The organism is Parundibacterium terreum, assembly GCF_014636315.1.
In the GTDB taxonomy this organism is placed as follows: domain Bacteria; phylum Pseudomonadota; class Gammaproteobacteria; order Burkholderiales; family Burkholderiaceae_D; genus Undibacterium; species Undibacterium terreum.
The window spans coordinates 1,314,066-1,330,068 of sequence record NZ_BMED01000001.1 but is presented as its reverse complement, the minus strand read 5'-3'; the positions used below and the strand labels follow the sequence as shown (position 1 = coordinate 1,330,068).

Genomic DNA, 16,003 nt, shown 5'->3' with positions numbered 1-16,003 from the left:
TTTGTGCGGCGCTGATCTGAAAACAGGGGAGGGGGAGACTATGAATATGCCAATTGCTGCCGACAATAAAAATTTCATCGGTGCTCAGCCGGAATTGACAATATGGACAGACCTCAAAACCTATCTTCAGCGCATCAGCCGTGAGCTTAGTGCTGAGGTCAGCACTTATCCCGCGCCGATTGCACGCTGCGACGAACAGCTTCCCAAAATGATAGAACAGCGCAACCTGGCGATGGGGTTGCTGCATGAGCTGGCCGAAATCGACAGGGCTGGATCGGCGCCGCTAGACGAGCGGCAACTGGCGCTGATGGAGGCATTTGTCCGCAGCGCCGAATTTGCCAGAGAAGACGATAGCGAGCGAATACTCAGGAGCAGGGTGGAGGCGGCGCTGGCGATGGCCAGGGAGCAGAACTAAGTCCACAGTCGGCATCCCGATTGGAGGCTGCCGACCGCGGTGTGATTGCATCAGGCGTCGTTAGGCTACCAGCAGGTGTTTGGTCCGCGATGGCAAGTGTTTGACTGCGGATGGGCGGGGTGCAGCTATGGCCGAAGCTGCGCGGGCAGGCACCGCACGGTTGGGCGCATAGGCAGGCGCTACCGCCCCTATCTGGAAGACCGAGACCGCTTGCGCCAATCTGATCGTCTGTTCGGCAAGGCTGGCTGCAGCGCTGGCAGCTTCTTCTACCATCGCCGCATTTTGCTGGGTCACTTCATCCATTTGCATCACTGCCTGGTTGACTTGGTCTATACCGGTGCTTTGCTCTTTGGTCGCCAGTGTGATTTCTTCCATGATACTCATGACTTGTTGTACCGAGCCGACAATTTCATTCATCGTGCGTCCGGTTTCATCAACCAGTATTGAGCCGGCCTTGATGGAGTCCACCGAAGCGCCGATCAGTTTTTTGATTTCACTGGCCGCGGTGGCGGAGCGCTGCGCCAGATTACGGACCTCGGTTGCCACGACAGCAAATCCACGACCCTGGTCACCGGCCCGGGCAGCTTCCACTGCTGCATTCAGCGCCAGGATATTGGTCTGGAACGCGATGCCGTCTATCATCGAAATAATCTCAACGATGCGGCCCGCTGAACTGCTGATGTCTTTCATCGTTGCGCCTACCTTGGCGACCACTTCACCGCCCTTGGCAGCAACCTGCGTGGCCGACACTGCCAGCTTGTCGGCTTGCACTGCATTGGCCGCATTTTCTTTCACGGTAGAGGCAAATTCTTCCATGCTGGCTGCCGTTTCTTCCAGGTTGGCAGCTTGCGATTCAGTGCGGCCGGACAGCTCCAGGTTGCCTGCTGCAATTTCAGATGTGCCTACGCGTATTGCCTCTACGTTGATTTGCACATCGCGCAGGATGGATTTCAGGTTGACATTCATCTGCCCTAGGCCGCGTAGCAACTGGCCCATGTCACCTTTGCCGTTTGCGGTAAATTGATATTGCAGATCGCCACCGGCCAACGCATAGACAATGTCTGTGGCCTGGCGTAGCGGGGCGACCATCGCGCGATGCAGGCTGAACCAGGTGAAACATATCATCGCGAGCCCGGTGACCAGTGCCGCTGCGCCGTAGGCGCCTGGCAGCATGGAAGCTGCAATGAATAGAGCCAGCAACATGAGCATGCTGCCGCCAATTTGCCTGGACAGAGCCATGTCGGCCAGTGCTGCAATCTTTCCTGTGACGCCGGTACGAACTACCGCACCTTGCTCGATTTTGAGACCCTTGGCCTTGTTACTCCTGAATTTGCGGTAAATCTCTTCCGCTGCGTCGATGTCGGCGCGCTCAGGCTTGGTACGCACCGACATATAGCCAGATACGCGGCCATTCTCGCGTATCGGTACTACATTCGCTTTCACCCAGTAATAGTCGCCGTTCTTGCGGCGGTTCTTCACCATGCCTGTCCAAGGGCGGCCTGCTTTCAATGTCGTCCACAGGTCGGCATAGGCTTCCGGCGGCATGTCCGGATGGCGCACCAGATTATGCGGCGCACCGATCAGCTCTTCTTCATCAAAGCCGCTGACTTCAATGAAGTAGGGGTTGATGTAAGTGATCTTGCCTTTCAGATCGGTCTTGGAGACGATGGACTCTCCATCCTTCATTACATATTCAACTTGGGTAATCGGCAAATTGGTACGCATGGCATTCTCCTGGACATGTCTGATTGACGTGCCCAGTATCGTAATTTAGTTGCCTTGCGGTATTGATATAGATCAAAAGATGAGAGAAGAATCGAATGATTTTTCTTTGTAAGTTATTGATAATAAACATTAAAAATTTGTTTTTAACAATATTTAATGTTTCGAAAAGGTAATGGTATAGAGATTTTTTTTTCGATCTTGAGACGTGAGCCTGTCAGAAATAACAGGCTAATTCCAGATTAAAAAAAGTTGAACGGCAAGTTTTTTTTGTTTGCTGGCGGAGGCGTTCGAAGCGCGTGTAGATATTCGCCGATTGTGGATGAAATACGTTTGAGCAAGCCGTCTGCTTGCCGCATCCCAATATTGATGTTACTTTAGCATGTCAAATCGGTAATGCGAAATTTTTGCGACTGCTCTAATTTCCTGCGCTGATAGCTGAAATATTTGGCTAAACATCACATTCTGAGAAAGATGCGCATGAAGAATAATTTGTGTTCTTATCTGGCCGCTTTGCTTTTGCTTGCCGGCTGCAATCAGGCCGACGTGGTGGCAAAATTTACTCCTGCCAAAGAAGATGCGGAGGCGCGCATTTACATCCAGCAACTGCAGGATAAAGATTTTGAAAAGATAGAAAGCCATCTTGATACTGCTATCAAGACACCTGACACACGGGCAGCTCTGGAAAAAATGTCGGCGCTGATTCCTCCCGGTCCGCCCAAATCTGTCAAGACAGTGGGGGCACATACATTTAAATCGGGCAGCGTTGAAACCGTGAACTTGACTTATGAGTTTGAGTACCCGTCAACCTGGCTGCTGATCAATGTGCTTACCGAGACTAAAGCAGGCAGCACACATGTGACTGGCTTTCATGTAACGCCGGAGGCAGACTCTATTGAAAATAAAAATCGTTTCTCGCTGGCTGGAAAATCCTTTCTTCATTACGCCTGTCTGGTGCTCACCATTGCAGCCCTTGCATTTACTTTGGTGACCTTGGTCGTGTGCATCCGCACCCGCCCGTTGAAGCGGAAGTGGCTATGGATCATCGGTATCCTGTTCGGTGTTTGCAAATTCGGTGTGAACTGGACTTCGGGAGAGATGTTCTTTCAACCCGTCTATTTCCAAATGTTCAGTGCCAGCGCATTTGCTGCGCTGTATGGCCCATGGATGGTATCGTTTTCCATTCCTGTATTCGCATTCATGTTCTGGGGTAAACGTAAAAAAATAATGCGGGAAGCACAGTCTGAAACAGCACAGCTTGAAGCTGCCCAGCCGGTAACCGAGTAAGCGATATTTTTTTGTGAGCTCAGCAAAATATCGCGGCAAATATAACAACCGCTTCAGGAGAATGGGCGAGTGGGTGCTGGATATTGCCCTGCTCGGCGGTTGGCTGGCCAGATGGAGTTATCGGAGCGGATTGCACGGGCGGTTTGCTGTTACGCAGTATGAGATAAGCCTGGAACAAGGACGCTTGCCAAGGCCGTTGACGGTTGCGTTCGCCTCGGATTTTCACGCAGGGCCATCCACGCATCCAGGGATTTTTAGTGAACTGTTTGAGCAAATCGCTGAACAGAAACCAGATCTGCTGTTGCTGGGCGGTGACTTTGTATCCTGCCATGCGGAACATCGCTGCGCTGACAGAGGGATTATTCCAATGCCAACCACCCCTGGGGAAGTTTGCGGTGTTCGGCAATCACGATTTGTGGACGGACGACGCTTATCTGCAGCGAGAGCTTAAGGCCGCAGGCGTGACTGTACTGGTCAATCAAAGCACCGCATTACCAGCGCCTTTTGATACGGTCTATGTCTGCGGCATGGATGACCCCTGGACCGGCAGTCCAGATGCGACAGAGACGTTTTCCAATGCAGCATCAAGCGATGTTTTACGCTTGCTCTTGATGCACGCACCGGATGGCCTGCTATTGTTGGGCAAGGAGAAGTTTGATGTCGCCTTTGCCGGCCATACGCATGGCGGCCAGATTGCGTTGAAGAACGGCACACCGATACTGGTCCCTCATGGCCCTTTATGCCGGAAGTTCAGCTATGGAAGGCACGAAGTGCCGGGCAGCGGCAGTTTGCTGGTCAGCCGCGGAGTAGGGTGCAGCACCTTACCGGTCAGAATTAATGCGGATCCGGAATTGCTTATTTGTCGCTTGAGTTGAGATTTCTTTGCGATTTCTTTACGAATTGGCAATGAGCCGAACGCACCTATCACGTTTACTCATTCCCGCTGTCCCCGACATCCCTGTCACTTCTTCCCTGGATATTTACGCAAGCTAAAGCGGAACCGGTTTCACTATCCCGGGCACGCGTGCGGAAATACGTCAGATTTGTTTAGTCATGATTGCAGACTCAAAAAAAATCCGGTAACGTAAGGCAACAATGAAAAAAATGATAACAATTTGTCAGCCTCAGGGAGGGCTATGAATCTGCAATCACCGCAAGCACTGTATCAAGTAGTGCAACTACTGCAATCTGTACTGCTGCCACGCCAGGTTTCGCGCCTGCTTTATTTTTCTCCGCGCTCCAGTCCCGCATAAAGCCATCTCCGGATTCGCTATATAGCCATACCGGCTTGCATTGCTGCGCTGTCCACGGACACCGCCAGATCGCCATAGAATTTTTTCAGGATAAACATGTCCATCTCAGACCCCGCTCAGCTATTGCAGCGCGTGCCGGAATTAGAAGCGCTCATTGATGACCCCAGAATCAGGAAAGCCATAGAAAGCGGTGATCCATTCAAGGTCTATCGCGCACTGGTGTGGGCCAAATGGCTCAGGCGGCTGCCGCAGCACCGCGATACGGTTGAACTCCTGGTCGGCCATCGCCGCCTGTTCGCCAAACCTTTGAAGCGCTCGCCTTCGCTGGGAACGGTCAACTCCGTCGGCTTTAGTTTTGTCGGTGAAGTGGAAAGCGATACCGACGGCAGCCATATCGCGCTGCACGCGCTGGTGGTGCTGTTTGCCGTACCCGTTGTGCCTCTTGGTGCATACCTGGTGCGCAGCACCGGCGAGCGCCAGTGGAGCATTTTTGCGCGGGTGCCCATGGGCCTGTTTGGCTGGCTGTATTCGCGCGGTCTGGCAGCGGGCTTGCTGACGACCCTGCTGGCCGGCGCTGTCGGCAGCTATCATAAATCGCAAACGCAGGACATCATGGTATTGAACGGCCTGCCGGTTGCCTTGCAGGTAGAGCTGGACGGTAAAAAACAAACCATACCCCCGGAGGGCAGAACCACTATCAATGTTGCAGCAGGCCTGGTGAAGGGCAGTGCGACAGCCGGTCAATTGGGCGCCGTCGACAGCTTTGATCAGGATGTGAAAAGCCAGAGCGGCTACGTGATCTGGAATATCGCAGGGGCCAGCCCTTTGATGCGTGAAAACGTCACCTATTACAAGACCAGGCCGGACAAGCCGCCGGCAGATGCGCCGCCCAACATTTATTGCGGCCAGCGTTATATAGAAATGCCGCACGCCGATTTCGCGTTTGAGCAGCCAGCTGAAAAAGTCAGCATGAGCAAGCACGATAATCTCGTCAGCCGCAGCCACATTGACATCATTCATCAAGGCAATCGCTCGGCGCTTGATCTGTGCACGGTCTATCTGTTTTCCGTCGGCCAGCCCGGCAAGACCGCGCCTCTGTATGAAGCGCAGGCTGTGCTTAGTGGCTGGGATTCGGCAAAGACCAGTGCCGCGGTGAGAATGGCGTCGGAAGGGGCCGTGTTTGAAGGTGTGCGCATTGCGGAACGGGCTATCGCCGCCAAGCCGGATGACATCGACCTGCACCGGGTATACCAGGCCGCGCGCGAAAACGCCGGCCAATATGATGCCATGCTGCGGGAATATGCGGCGCAGGCCAAGCAGCAGCCGGCTTCGGCGAAGGCGCAATACCTGTATGCGGTCATGCTGAAAGGCACACAAGGCCTGGACGCGATGGAAAGTGTGGCACAAAAATTCGGCAACGAGCCGCATGTTTTGCGTACCCTGACCTGGCGCCGCACCGTGGCCGGCAACTATGCAGGGGCGATGCAGAGCTATCTGCGCCTGAAACAGGTATCACCTGATATTGCGGCCGATGTGATAGACAACCAGGTACAAGCGCTGGTTGCGCAAGGCCGGCTGCGGGAGGCATTGGATGTTCTCGCTGAATCTTTCCGCGCAAAAAATGCGAGGAACAAGGCCCGCGATGCAGGCGATTTTGCATTGATTGCCCGCATGGCGGGGGGCGATCCGCTGTCCCTTGTGACGGAACTGCCCGACTCTCCGGAATTTGCCAAAGACGTGGACATGGTACGTGTGCGCGCAGGCCTGGAGCCCAAGCAGGCTGCGGCTGAAAATTCCCGGGCTGTGAATCTTGCCATGGCCTTGCGCAACAATCCCGGGCAGGCGCTCAAGCTGGCGCATACGATGAAGCGCGGGGAATTTTTCAGCCTGCAGGAAGAGCAGCTCGCCTTGCTGTATTGTGAGGCAGCGCGCATGCAGGATAAGGCAATTCAAACACAACTTGCAGTGAGTTTTGGTATGACATCTCGTGATCTGGAATTTTTGAGCCGTTACGTACGAGGCGAGCCTGTGCCACTGGCCAGCATCAGTCTGGATCTGCCCGTGCAGGCAGCTGCGATGTTTGTGCGATCGCGTAATACCGCCTTGCCCTGGGTAGAGCGGGAGACCTTGCGCCGCAGTGCTGCGCGAACCGACCTGTTCCACAGCGTGATCAGCAGCGCTTTACAGCAGTGGCCAGCATGAGCGCGCCTTCCGTCCGCCAACATCGGCCCGCCCGCCGCACCCAGCACACTCGCCGTGACCTGGCCCGTCGCGCTGTGCTGATGCTTGCGCTGTGGCTGGGGTTCTGGCTGCTGGCACTGGGGCTGGTGATAGGCTTGTTCTGGATACCTTTTGCACAGAGCCATTACCGCGATTCGCTGGAATTGTCCGGCATCCTCGCCGGATTTGCCGGGCTGACACTGGCCTATGCACTGCGCCCGCGAGGCTGGTTCAGCCGCGAGAAAAAAGAGTTGCCGACCTGGCTGGACCGTACCCAGGCCCAGCCTTTGTATGCGCTGGTAGAGCGCATAGGCGCCAAGGCCGGTTTCAAGGCCCATGTCGATATCCATCTGATAGGTGCTGCCAGCGCGTATATCAGTGCGCAGCGCAATTGGTATGGCGGCTTGAAATCTCTGCGCGTCGGCCTGGGGTTGCCCTTGTTTGCCTGGCTGTCCGAGGAAGAGCTCAGCACCGTGATCGCGCATGAGTTCGGCCACTTTGCAGGTGGCGACTTATCGCTGGGGCCCTGGGTGTACCGCACCCGCGCTTCCATAGGTGCTGCCATTGCGGACCTGGATGAATCGATGTTTTTCCTGGATGCGCTATTCCGTCTCTACGGCCACTGGTTTCTCAAGCTGTCCAGCTCGGTGTCCCGCGCGCAGGAGTTTTCTGCCGATGCGCAGGCCGCCCGCTATTTTGGCGTCGATGCAACCCGCTCGGCCTTGGAGAAAGTCCACCTGATTGATCCTGCCTGGTCGGCCTACCTTGATTATGAACTGGGCCCCGCCATCATGCGCGGCGCGCGGGTTCCCATCTTTGAAGGCTTCCGCCGGTTTTGCCTGCCCGGAGCCAAGCGCCTGCTGGTGCAAACGGCGATAGAAAAAGCCGAGCGGCGTCCTACGGCGATCTACGATACCCATCCTTCGCTGGAAGAGCGTGTGGCAGCGCTGAAGCCGGGCGCGAAGCCCGTGTACCCGCCTCCCAAGCAATGCATGCATTTGCTGGGCGGTGAGCAGCCTACCGAAAACGCATGGTATATCAACTACAACCCGGAAGAGCTGCGCGCCGTCGCCTGGGATGAATATGGTACGGATATCCTGAAGCCGCGCATGCTGCAGCGCTTTACCGATAGCTGGATGGATCCGGCGAAGCTGCCTTTGACGGAGCTGATAACGCTTGCCGAAGACCCGGACAGCCTGTGGGAGAAATTGCGGCCGGAAGGCGTCAGCTTCCTGTCACCAGCAGGGAAACGCAAGCACGTGCTGGATATACTGGAAGACTGGATCACCGTCAGCCTGTTCCACCGGGGATTTGTTCCCGTCATACATCCAGGCCGCGAACTGGAACTGAGGCGCGAAAGCGTGAGTGCGGTTCCAGCAGACTTGTTGCACTTGGCCAGGGAAGGCAAGCTGCGCTCATCGATGCTGGCCAAGTTTGAACCTGATTCGACGGTTCAACCGGCATAGATGATGGAATAAGTGAATATCGCCTGGGAGCACGCTTCTGAAATATCTTTTGCTCGCTTTGCTTGGCGCATTTTTCATATCCACCGCCAATGCGCAAACCCCTGTTGCCGCCATCTCGGGCGCGCCAAAGGAAGCAGCGTCTGCGCCCAATAAAACAGCTTGCGACTGGTATGCCGAGGTCAAGCGTACTAATACCTGGTTCCAGCGAGACCAGGCGGTACGCGAACCTATAGGCCGGTTGCATCAGCAAGCCTACGAGCGGGGAGAAGTCGTTGACCCTGTCCTCATCAAGCAACTGGAGCAAACGATGACGGACACTGACCGGCTGTTGCAAGCCGAGCTGGATGATCTGGTGCGCCGTTGCGGCTGGCCGACGACGACAGAATTCGGCGACAAGGCGCCGCAGTATGCAGCCATGCTGGTGCAGCATGCAGAGCTTGAGTATCAGCTAAGATATTTTCCCCTGATGAAGGCGGCTGTGGATAGCAACGAATTGCCGGGTAGGTTCCTGGCCACGCTGGAGGATCGCATACGCATGCGCCAGGGCTTGCCGCAGATATATGGCACCCAGATTGTCGGCGGGAAAGACAAACCTGCAGAGCTGCAGTTGTGGCCTGTGGAAGATGAGGATCATCTGGACGAGCGGCGTGCCAAGGCCGGTATGGTGCCTGTGAGCATCTGTGCCTATCTGGGTTTGATTGGTCCCAAGGTAAGCTATGCCCGCTGTGCCTTGTAAGTTTCCCCACGGCCAGACATTCAACAATTTTTTACCTTTACTTTAGCGCATCTTGATGAGCGCTATTGCTACATTCCGTTACTTGCAGATATGATGAAAACGCACAGAGAGGCCGCGTGAGCTGATGGTTTTGCTCCCCGCAAGCGGCCCCGGCGACATCACCAGAGCGGCCGTGCAGGCCGCCGGCATGCAGCGGAGAGAACCATGGAAGCCAAGGCCTTGAGCATCGGTGATACCGAGTTAGCCTATGTCGAGCAGGGAACTGGCATACCTATCGTCTTCGTGCACGGCGCCGGCGGAGACTGGCGTACCTTCGATCCGCTGCGGGAATTTATTGCCCCCAAGTACCGCTACATTTCCTATAGCCGCCGTTACCATTATCCGAATGCCTGGAGCGACCAGGGCCAGCAGTACACCATCTTGCAGCATGCGCAGGATCTGGTGGACTTGATACGCGCGCTGCGGCTGCCAAAGGTACATCTGGTCGGCGGCTCTTACGGCGGGCGTATCGCCGCCTGGTTTGCTTTGAATTATCCGGGATTGTTGCGCAGTGTTACCTTCAGCGAGCCTGGCCTGGTGGATGGCGATTCGCTGGCTGCCGGCGCAGCGGTTGCCAGTTGGAATGCAGATATCGCCGGCATGGTTTCCAGCCTGCGTGCCGGTGATCTGCGGCGCGCGACGATAGGTTTTTTCGATGCGGTGCTTGGCTTCAAAGGCGCCTTCGAGCGCTTGCCTGCAGGGCGTCAGCAGAACGGCCTGGATAATGCGCGTACCTTTGGACCCATGCTGTCTTCGCCCAAGGTGCCTCCCGGCCCGCCCCAGCAGTGGGGCGAGATCGATGTGCCGGTGCTGCTGATGCATGGCCAGTATACGCGAGCCTATTTTTGGCAATCTAATTACCGGCTGCTGGAGTACCTGCCTCCAGGAACATCCACCGCGGTCGTGCCGGATGCGCCGCATCTGTGGTATCCGGTCAGCCCTGAAAAAGGGGCGCAAGCCATACTGGATTTTGCCGACAGCCATTGAAGTAGATTGAAGTCGTACAAGAGGAGGTGAATATCATGCGCATGATCATGACCGTAGAACTGCCTCACGAGCCGTTCAACACCGCTGTCAGGGATGGTAGCGCAGGCGCCAGGATCCGTGAAATCTTGGAGGCGGCAAAACCGGAGGCGGTATATTTCACCGAACAGGATGGCCACCGGGGAGCCATCATGGTTGTCAATGTCGAACGGCCTTCGCAGATCCCGGCATTGTCGGAACCATGGTTCCTGGGCTTTGATGCGGATTGCAAGTTTCGTATTGCGATGACGCCGGAAGACTTGCAGCAAGCGGGTTTAAGCGAGTTGGGGAAAAAGTGGGGCTAGCTTATCGGGCATGGTTTTACGCAGGCTATTTTGACCACCGCTGAGCTGACTGCGGCTTTGGAACAGGCGGCTTGCTGAGTTCAGGGACAGGTTCGAGGCCGAAGTCAGGGCTTGACCATTGCCTTGGCACGTGCAAATTCCTCGAATTGCTGCGCCGGTAGCGGCCGGCTATAGTAATAGCCCTGTACCTCGTCGCAACCCTGTTCCCGCAAGAAGGCCAGTTGGCCCGCCGTTTCCACGCCCTCGGCAATTGTCTGCAGGCCCAGGCTTTTTGCCATGTGGATGATGGCGCTCACGATGGCCTTGTCTTCCGGATCGGTGCTGATGTCGCGTACGAAGGACTGGTCTATCTTCAGTTTGTAGATACGGAATTTCTTCAACTGACTGAGGGAAGAATAGCCGGTACCAAAATCATCGATGGACATGCGCACGCCGCGTGCGTGCAGATTGTTCATCACGGCAACTGCGTTTTGCGTATCGTGCATTGCCACGCCTTCCGTCAATTCCAGCTCCAGGTATTCCGCCGGCAAGCCTTCTTCGTCCAGTATGCGCGTCACCAGATTGGGCAGGTCGGAGTGGCGGAACTGCACTGCTGACAGGTTGACGGCAATGATCATCGGGTCCAGTCCATCCAGCATCCATTTCCTGGCCTGCCGCACTGCTTGCCTCAGTACCCATTCTCCTATCGGTATGATCAGGCCGCTATCCTCCGCGGCCGGGATGAATTCCGCCGGCGATACCTGGCCCAGCTCAGGATGGTACCAGCGCAGAAGTGCTTCCGCCGCGACTATGCGCCCGTTGATGACGGAAATTTGCGGCTGATAATGGACCGTGAGCTGTTCTCGTTCCAGCGCCTGGCTCAGCGCATTGACAAGCTGCAACTGGCGCTCGGAACGGGTTTGCATCTCTGTCGTAAAGAAACGGTAGCCGTTGCGGCCCTCGTGCTTGGCGCGGTACATCGCCGCGTCCGCACTCTTGGACAATACTTCCAGGTCATGGCCGTCGCCGGGATACATGGCGATGCCTATGGAGCCGGTGACGTTTAGGTCAAAATGCTCGATCTTGAAGGGCGCCTTGATGGCGTCCAGGATCTTTTGCGCGACATGCGCCGCGCCGTGCATGTCCACTCCAAACAGCAGGAAAATGAATTCATCGCCGCCCAGCCGCGACACGGTGTCTTCTTCCCGCAATACAGACTGCAGCCGGCCGGCCAGTTGCGCGAGCAGGGTATCACCGACGGTATGGCCCAGTGTATCGTTGATGTCCTTGAAGTGATCCAGGTCCAGCAGCATCAACGCCAGTTGCTGATGGCTGCGCTGTGCCAGGTTGAGCGCATAGGCGGCCCGCTCGGCGAGTTGCGCGCGGTTAGGCAGGCCGGTCAGCGTATCGAAATGGGCGAGGTACTGGATGCGCGCTTCGGCTTCCTTGCGCGCCGTCACATCGCGGGTAATACCGAGCACCATATCGATTTCGCCATCCGTATTGCGCATCGGCGCGGCGTGGGTTTCCAGCCAGCGCCGCGTTCCTTTCATGCCCGTTATCTCAAATTCCAGTGTGCCGTTTTCTCCACCCAGCACGCGCTGATGCAGTGCGACGAAAAGAGAGCGGTAGTCCGGGAGAATGAAGTCCAGCAGAGTCTGCTTTTGCACGTCGGCCAGGGATTCCGCCTCCAGCATGCTGATGCCGGCGCTATTGATCTCCAGTATTTGCCCATTGCGGTCGACGACCTTGATGCACTCCGGCTCTGTTTCCACGATAGTGCGGAAGCGCTGCTCGCTCATGCGCAGCGCATTCTCTATCTGCAGCCGTTGGGCTTCCTTGTCGAAACCCTGCAAGGCGAAATCGATGTCCATCGCCATTTCCAGCAACAGGCTGCGGACATCCTCATCGAAAGCACCGACTGCATCGGAATATACAGTGAGGGCGCCGAAAACCTCAGCTTTTCTATGCAGGGGCAGGGAGGCAGAAGCTCGCCAGCCTACGCTGGCGGCGCGTTCGTGCCACAAGGCAGTGCGATCATCGTGCAGAAAATCCTGGCACCAATAGGGCCGGTCTTCTCGCACGCAGATACCGGTAGGACCTTGCCCGGAAGGCTGGTCCGCGCTGGCAGATAGATTCAGATTGCTCAGGTATTCGGCGCCGGCGCCATGGTAGGCCAGGGTGTGGATTTGCTTGGTGTCCGGATCCAGTCTCCCTATCCATGCCAGCTGCATGCCGCCGAAGCTGACGATATTGCCGCAGAGCTGAGCAAACAGTTCCTCCTCGCTTTGACAGCGCACGATAGCCTGGTTGCACTGGCTCAGCGCTGCATAGAGCTGGGTCAGCCGCTGGCTTCTTTGCTCTGCAGTTTTGCGCGAGGCATCCAGATCGGCCAGTTTGAGTTGTGTTTCCGACAGCCAGCCCAGCACACTGTCTTGCTGGCCCGGCGCAACGGAAATGGGCTCGGAAAACTCACCGCTGCCCAGCCTGGCGATGCGCATATGCAACTCGCCCACCGGTCCGCCCAGGATCGCATACAGGTCCTGACGCATGCGCCATAGCAGCGTCAGCAACAGCACGCCAAACACGATAAACAGCAGGCGCACGCTGGTCGCCTTGGATTCCGTATCGCGCACCGCCTGCAAGGTCCTGCGGTCTGCCATTGCGCGGAACTGGTTGATGGGCAGCATGATGGCGATCTTGGCCTGGTGGTAATTGGTATCATGCAGCATCCGTAGCGCCTCTTCGCGGTTGGCCGCGGTCGGAGGGCTGCTTGATTCCAGCAGGCGCATGGCAGCCTGCTCGGTCAGGGCGAGTTCGTCCGAGCGTGCCTTGGCCTCTTGCAGTTTGGCCAGTTCTTGTGGAGTAAACCTGGCGCGCTGCATCAACTCCAGCAACGGCACCGCTTCGCCAAAGGGGCGCGGCCGCTTATCATCGCTCTGTACCAGATCCCAGTAGACATCCTGGTAGTCAACAGGGCGCGGTTTCTTGCCGTCGCGGATATCCAGGATCTCCTGGAAATGCGCCTTGTAGAGGGGATCGCCGGTCGCCGCATAGGTGCGTATCATGCGGGTCAGATCGTCCGATGACTGGCGCAGTTCTTCCGCCAGCATGAAGGACTGCTGCCTCAGCTCATTGGCCCGGTCGATTTGCTTTTCTGTCCAGACATAGGCGCCAAAGGTCGCTGCGAACAGGATGAACATGCATAGCGTCAGCCAAAGGTGGCGCGAGAATTTTGTCAGGTTGCTGTTGGAATCGTTCATTGATCTCTTCTATTTCGCAATCATGGCTAGATGCTGGTAGCGTTGGGCAAAGGAATGATTTTCTTGACTGCAGGCAAACCCCCATTATCCGCTCATTGCTTCAGATAAATAAATGGCGAATTGTGGAACAAGGTTAAATAGCGCATGGCGCTACTATTGCAGTGTAAGGGAAGTGGTCGCGTTGTTACCGGATCGTTGCCAATTGATCACAGCAATCATCTTCAGCATGCAGGGTGATATGCCTGCCGGCTAGTACTTGAATCGGCGGCTGCAGCAAGGCCGGGAGGGCCTGTTTGTAGAGAAAGAGGCTTTTCCTGCTTCCCGTTACCCTAGCGGCGCAGTACCAGAGCGGCAGCGCAGGCGATGCTTGCCAGGTCGATCAGCAAGACTTGCAATGCCGAGACGCGGCCCTGCAAATAGGCGCCAAGGCCCCAGAACCCGGCAATGACAGCGGCCGTCAGCAGCAGCGATTGCCCATAGCCAAAATCTTCGGCAAACCAGAGGTAGGCGGCCGATGCCGCCATCATCAGGGTGAATTGCAGGACCGCAAGGACTTGTGCTCGGTGTGTCAGCGGCGGATTGTAGGCCTTGCGGGCAGCATCCAGGTCAAATGCCTGGCCCTGTACTTCTGCATGCAGTTCCGCAGGACGCCAGCCAGGATGCTTGATCCACACGCGTATCTTGTCGGGCCAGTGCTTGGCCTGGCGCGACAACTGCAGCAGATGCCAGTATTCGCCGACGATGGCCCACACCGGGTCCCAGCTATTGAGTGGAGTGCGCGTGCCGTACACGCAGCTTTCCTTTTCTTCTGCAAAGGTGCCGAACAGGCGATCCCATATCACCAGCATGCCGCCATAGTTCTTGTCCAGGTACTGGTCGTTCACTGCATGATGCACGCGGTGGTTAGACGGCGAAGAAAACACGCGGTCAAACCAGCCCAGCTTGCCGATATGCTCGGTATGTATCCAGAACTGGAATAGCAGCACGATCAGGCCGGCAATTGCAAACTGTTCCGGCGGCACACCGATCACCGCCATCGGCAGGTAAAAAATCCAGCCTATCAGCGCGACCGTGCTTTCCTGGCGTAGCGCCGTGGAAAAATTAAAATCCTGGCTCTGGTGATGCACCATGTGGGCGGCCCACATCACCGCGTTTTCATGCCCCATGCGGTGCAGCCAGTAATCGCAAAAATCAAAGAGCAGGACTGCGATTACCCAGCCGTACCAGGTATCCCACAGTGAGGCTTCAGGAAACAGCGCAATTTTGTCGAATACCAGCGCATACAGGCCGATCTGGAACAATTGCGTGACCAGCGCCACCAGTTGGCTGATCAAGCCCTGGCTGAGGCTGCTCAGGGCGTCATTCAGACGGTAGGTATTGCGTTGCTTGAACCAGCCGTACGCAAACTCGGCGCCGATCAGCAGGAAAAAGACCGGGAAGATAAGAACTATGAATTTTTCCATGCAAATCGAATCAAGAAATCGTTTACTACAAATAGCGAGAAATAGCGGCAACCAGGCCATGCGGCTGCACGCGCAGCGCGGTCTTGCCGAAGGAACAAATTTGCTTGCAGACAGCACGTATGAAGAGCAGGGAGCTCTCTCAAGTCGGGAGTTGCGGCCAGAGATGCAAATAAGCCGCTAGTTTGGCAGGTTTTCGTGCTTCATGCAGAGCTCTGCAGCAATTGTGCGAGCCTTATTGGATGAGAGGGCGGCCCTTGCCGCTGCGATCCAGTCGTCTTTGCACCAATAAGGAGCCGCCTGCCAGGAGTAGCAGGTGGCAGGCAGCAAGGTAGCCTGCAAAGTAATAGCTGTCCGGCGGCTTTATTGGATGCCAAAACTCGAAGACTGCGGTGCGCAGGAGAAACAGACTGGCAAGTGCCATTGCTACCCAGACAGCCGATTTACGGAAAACGGCGACCAGCAAAAGCATCGTGGGTAGACAACATGTCAACTGTACCAGCAAGCCTTCGGACAGGAGGGCGAGCCATTTGAACTGGCGATGCGTCGGCCAGGGAAAGTGGGCGCCGATGAAGTCGGAAATCTGATAATGCGGAAAATTGCAGGCCCAGAAGAAAAGAAGAATCAGCAACAGCAAGAGCCGGAAAGAATTGAAAAGAATTCGCATCTGCCACCCGCATGTAGTGGATTTGCCAACAGATTAAATTGGCTTTGTCGATTTGGCAATGCTATTTGTTAACAGGTCCTTAGTTTCATCCGCGAAAGGCTCGCTGTCATTCGTCAAGGTAAAAGAGAAAAGCAGGCCGGGTTGAACATCCGGCTTTCTTTCACACGA

At 56.1% G+C, this 16,003-nt stretch carries 13 protein-coding genes; 9 read left to right on the top strand and 4 right to left on the bottom strand.

The window, feature by feature from the left end:
* Positions 1-40 precede the first annotated feature (40 nt).
* On the top strand, positions 41-415 hold the full coding sequence (locus IEW12_RS06210; RefSeq protein WP_188565066.1) for a hypothetical protein: 375 nt from the start codon (positions 41-43) through the stop codon (positions 413-415).
* A 60-nt stretch (positions 416-475) separates the two neighbouring features.
* On the opposite strand, the gene IEW12_RS06205 is transcribed toward IEW12_RS06210, so the two are convergent.
* Positions 476-2,140, bottom strand: coding sequence for a methyl-accepting chemotaxis protein (locus tag IEW12_RS06205; RefSeq protein WP_188565065.1), 1,665 nt, complete (start codon positions 2,138-2,140; stop codon positions 476-478).
* 477 nt (positions 2,141-2,617) lie between these two features.
* On the opposite strand from IEW12_RS06205, the gene IEW12_RS06200 reads away from it, so the two are divergent.
* The 7 genes from IEW12_RS06200 to IEW12_RS06170 all read left to right on the top strand — a co-directional run bounded on the left by IEW12_RS06200 (position 2,618) and on the right by IEW12_RS06170 (position 10,466).
* Positions 2,618-3,424 (top strand): hypothetical protein, encoded by an 807-nt coding sequence (locus IEW12_RS06200; protein WP_188565064.1) that lies wholly within the window; start codon positions 2,618-2,620, stop codon positions 3,422-3,424.
* A 329-nt stretch (positions 3,425-3,753) separates the two neighbouring features.
* Positions 3,754-4,299, top strand: a complete 546-nt coding sequence (locus tag IEW12_RS06195; protein WP_229750943.1) for a metallophosphoesterase — start codon at positions 3,754-3,756, stop codon at positions 4,297-4,299.
* A gap of 474 nt (positions 4,300-4,773) precedes the next feature.
* The gene (locus IEW12_RS06190) at positions 4,774-6,879 is read left to right on the top strand and encodes a tetratricopeptide repeat protein (protein ID WP_188565063.1); all 2,106 of its coding nucleotides are present in this window, start codon (positions 4,774-4,776) and stop codon (positions 6,877-6,879) included.
* Positions 6,876-8,363, top strand: coding sequence for a M48 family metallopeptidase (locus IEW12_RS06185; protein WP_188565062.1), 1,488 nt, complete (start codon positions 6,876-6,878; stop codon positions 8,361-8,363). The genes IEW12_RS06190 and IEW12_RS06185 overlap by 4 nt, the downstream gene beginning before the upstream one ends.
* Before the next feature lie 49 nt (positions 8,364-8,412).
* Entirely contained in the window at positions 8,413-9,099 is a 687-nt protein-coding gene (locus IEW12_RS06180) for a DUF6624 domain-containing protein (protein ID WP_188565061.1), read from the top strand.
* A 204-nt stretch (positions 9,100-9,303) separates the two neighbouring features.
* Positions 9,304-10,125 carry an alpha/beta fold hydrolase gene (locus IEW12_RS06175; protein WP_188565060.1) on the top strand — a complete coding sequence of 274 codons (822 nt, stop codon included), beginning with the start codon at positions 9,304-9,306 and terminating at the stop codon, positions 10,123-10,125.
* 35 nt (positions 10,126-10,160) lie between these two features.
* Positions 10,161-10,466, top strand: coding sequence for a panthothenate synthetase (locus tag IEW12_RS06170; protein WP_188565059.1), 306 nt, complete (start codon positions 10,161-10,163; stop codon positions 10,464-10,466).
* Between the two features lie 104 nt (positions 10,467-10,570).
* Here the strand turns inward: IEW12_RS06170 and IEW12_RS06165 are convergent, their stop codons facing one another.
* Entirely contained in the window at positions 10,571-13,708 is a 3,138-nt protein-coding gene (locus tag IEW12_RS06165) for an EAL domain-containing protein (RefSeq protein ID WP_188565058.1), read from the bottom strand.
* A gap of 329 nt (positions 13,709-14,037) precedes the next feature.
* A complete protein-coding gene (locus IEW12_RS06160; RefSeq protein WP_188565057.1) occupies positions 14,038-15,171 on the bottom strand; it encodes a sterol desaturase family protein in 1,134 nt (377 codons plus the stop codon).
* Here IEW12_RS06160 and IEW12_RS06155 point away from each other — a divergent pair.
* Positions 15,170-15,352, top strand: coding sequence for a hypothetical protein (locus tag IEW12_RS06155; RefSeq protein WP_188565056.1), 183 nt, complete (start codon positions 15,170-15,172; stop codon positions 15,350-15,352). The two genes, IEW12_RS06160 and IEW12_RS06155, sit on opposite strands and share 2 nt — an antisense overlap.
* Positions 15,353-15,403: 51 nt before the next feature.
* Here the strand turns inward: IEW12_RS06155 and IEW12_RS06150 are convergent, their stop codons facing one another.
* Positions 15,404-15,835 carry a hypothetical protein gene (locus IEW12_RS06150; protein ID WP_188565055.1) on the bottom strand — a complete coding sequence of 144 codons (432 nt, stop codon included), beginning with the start codon at positions 15,833-15,835 and terminating at the stop codon, positions 15,404-15,406.
* Positions 15,836-16,003: the final 168 nt, after the last annotated feature.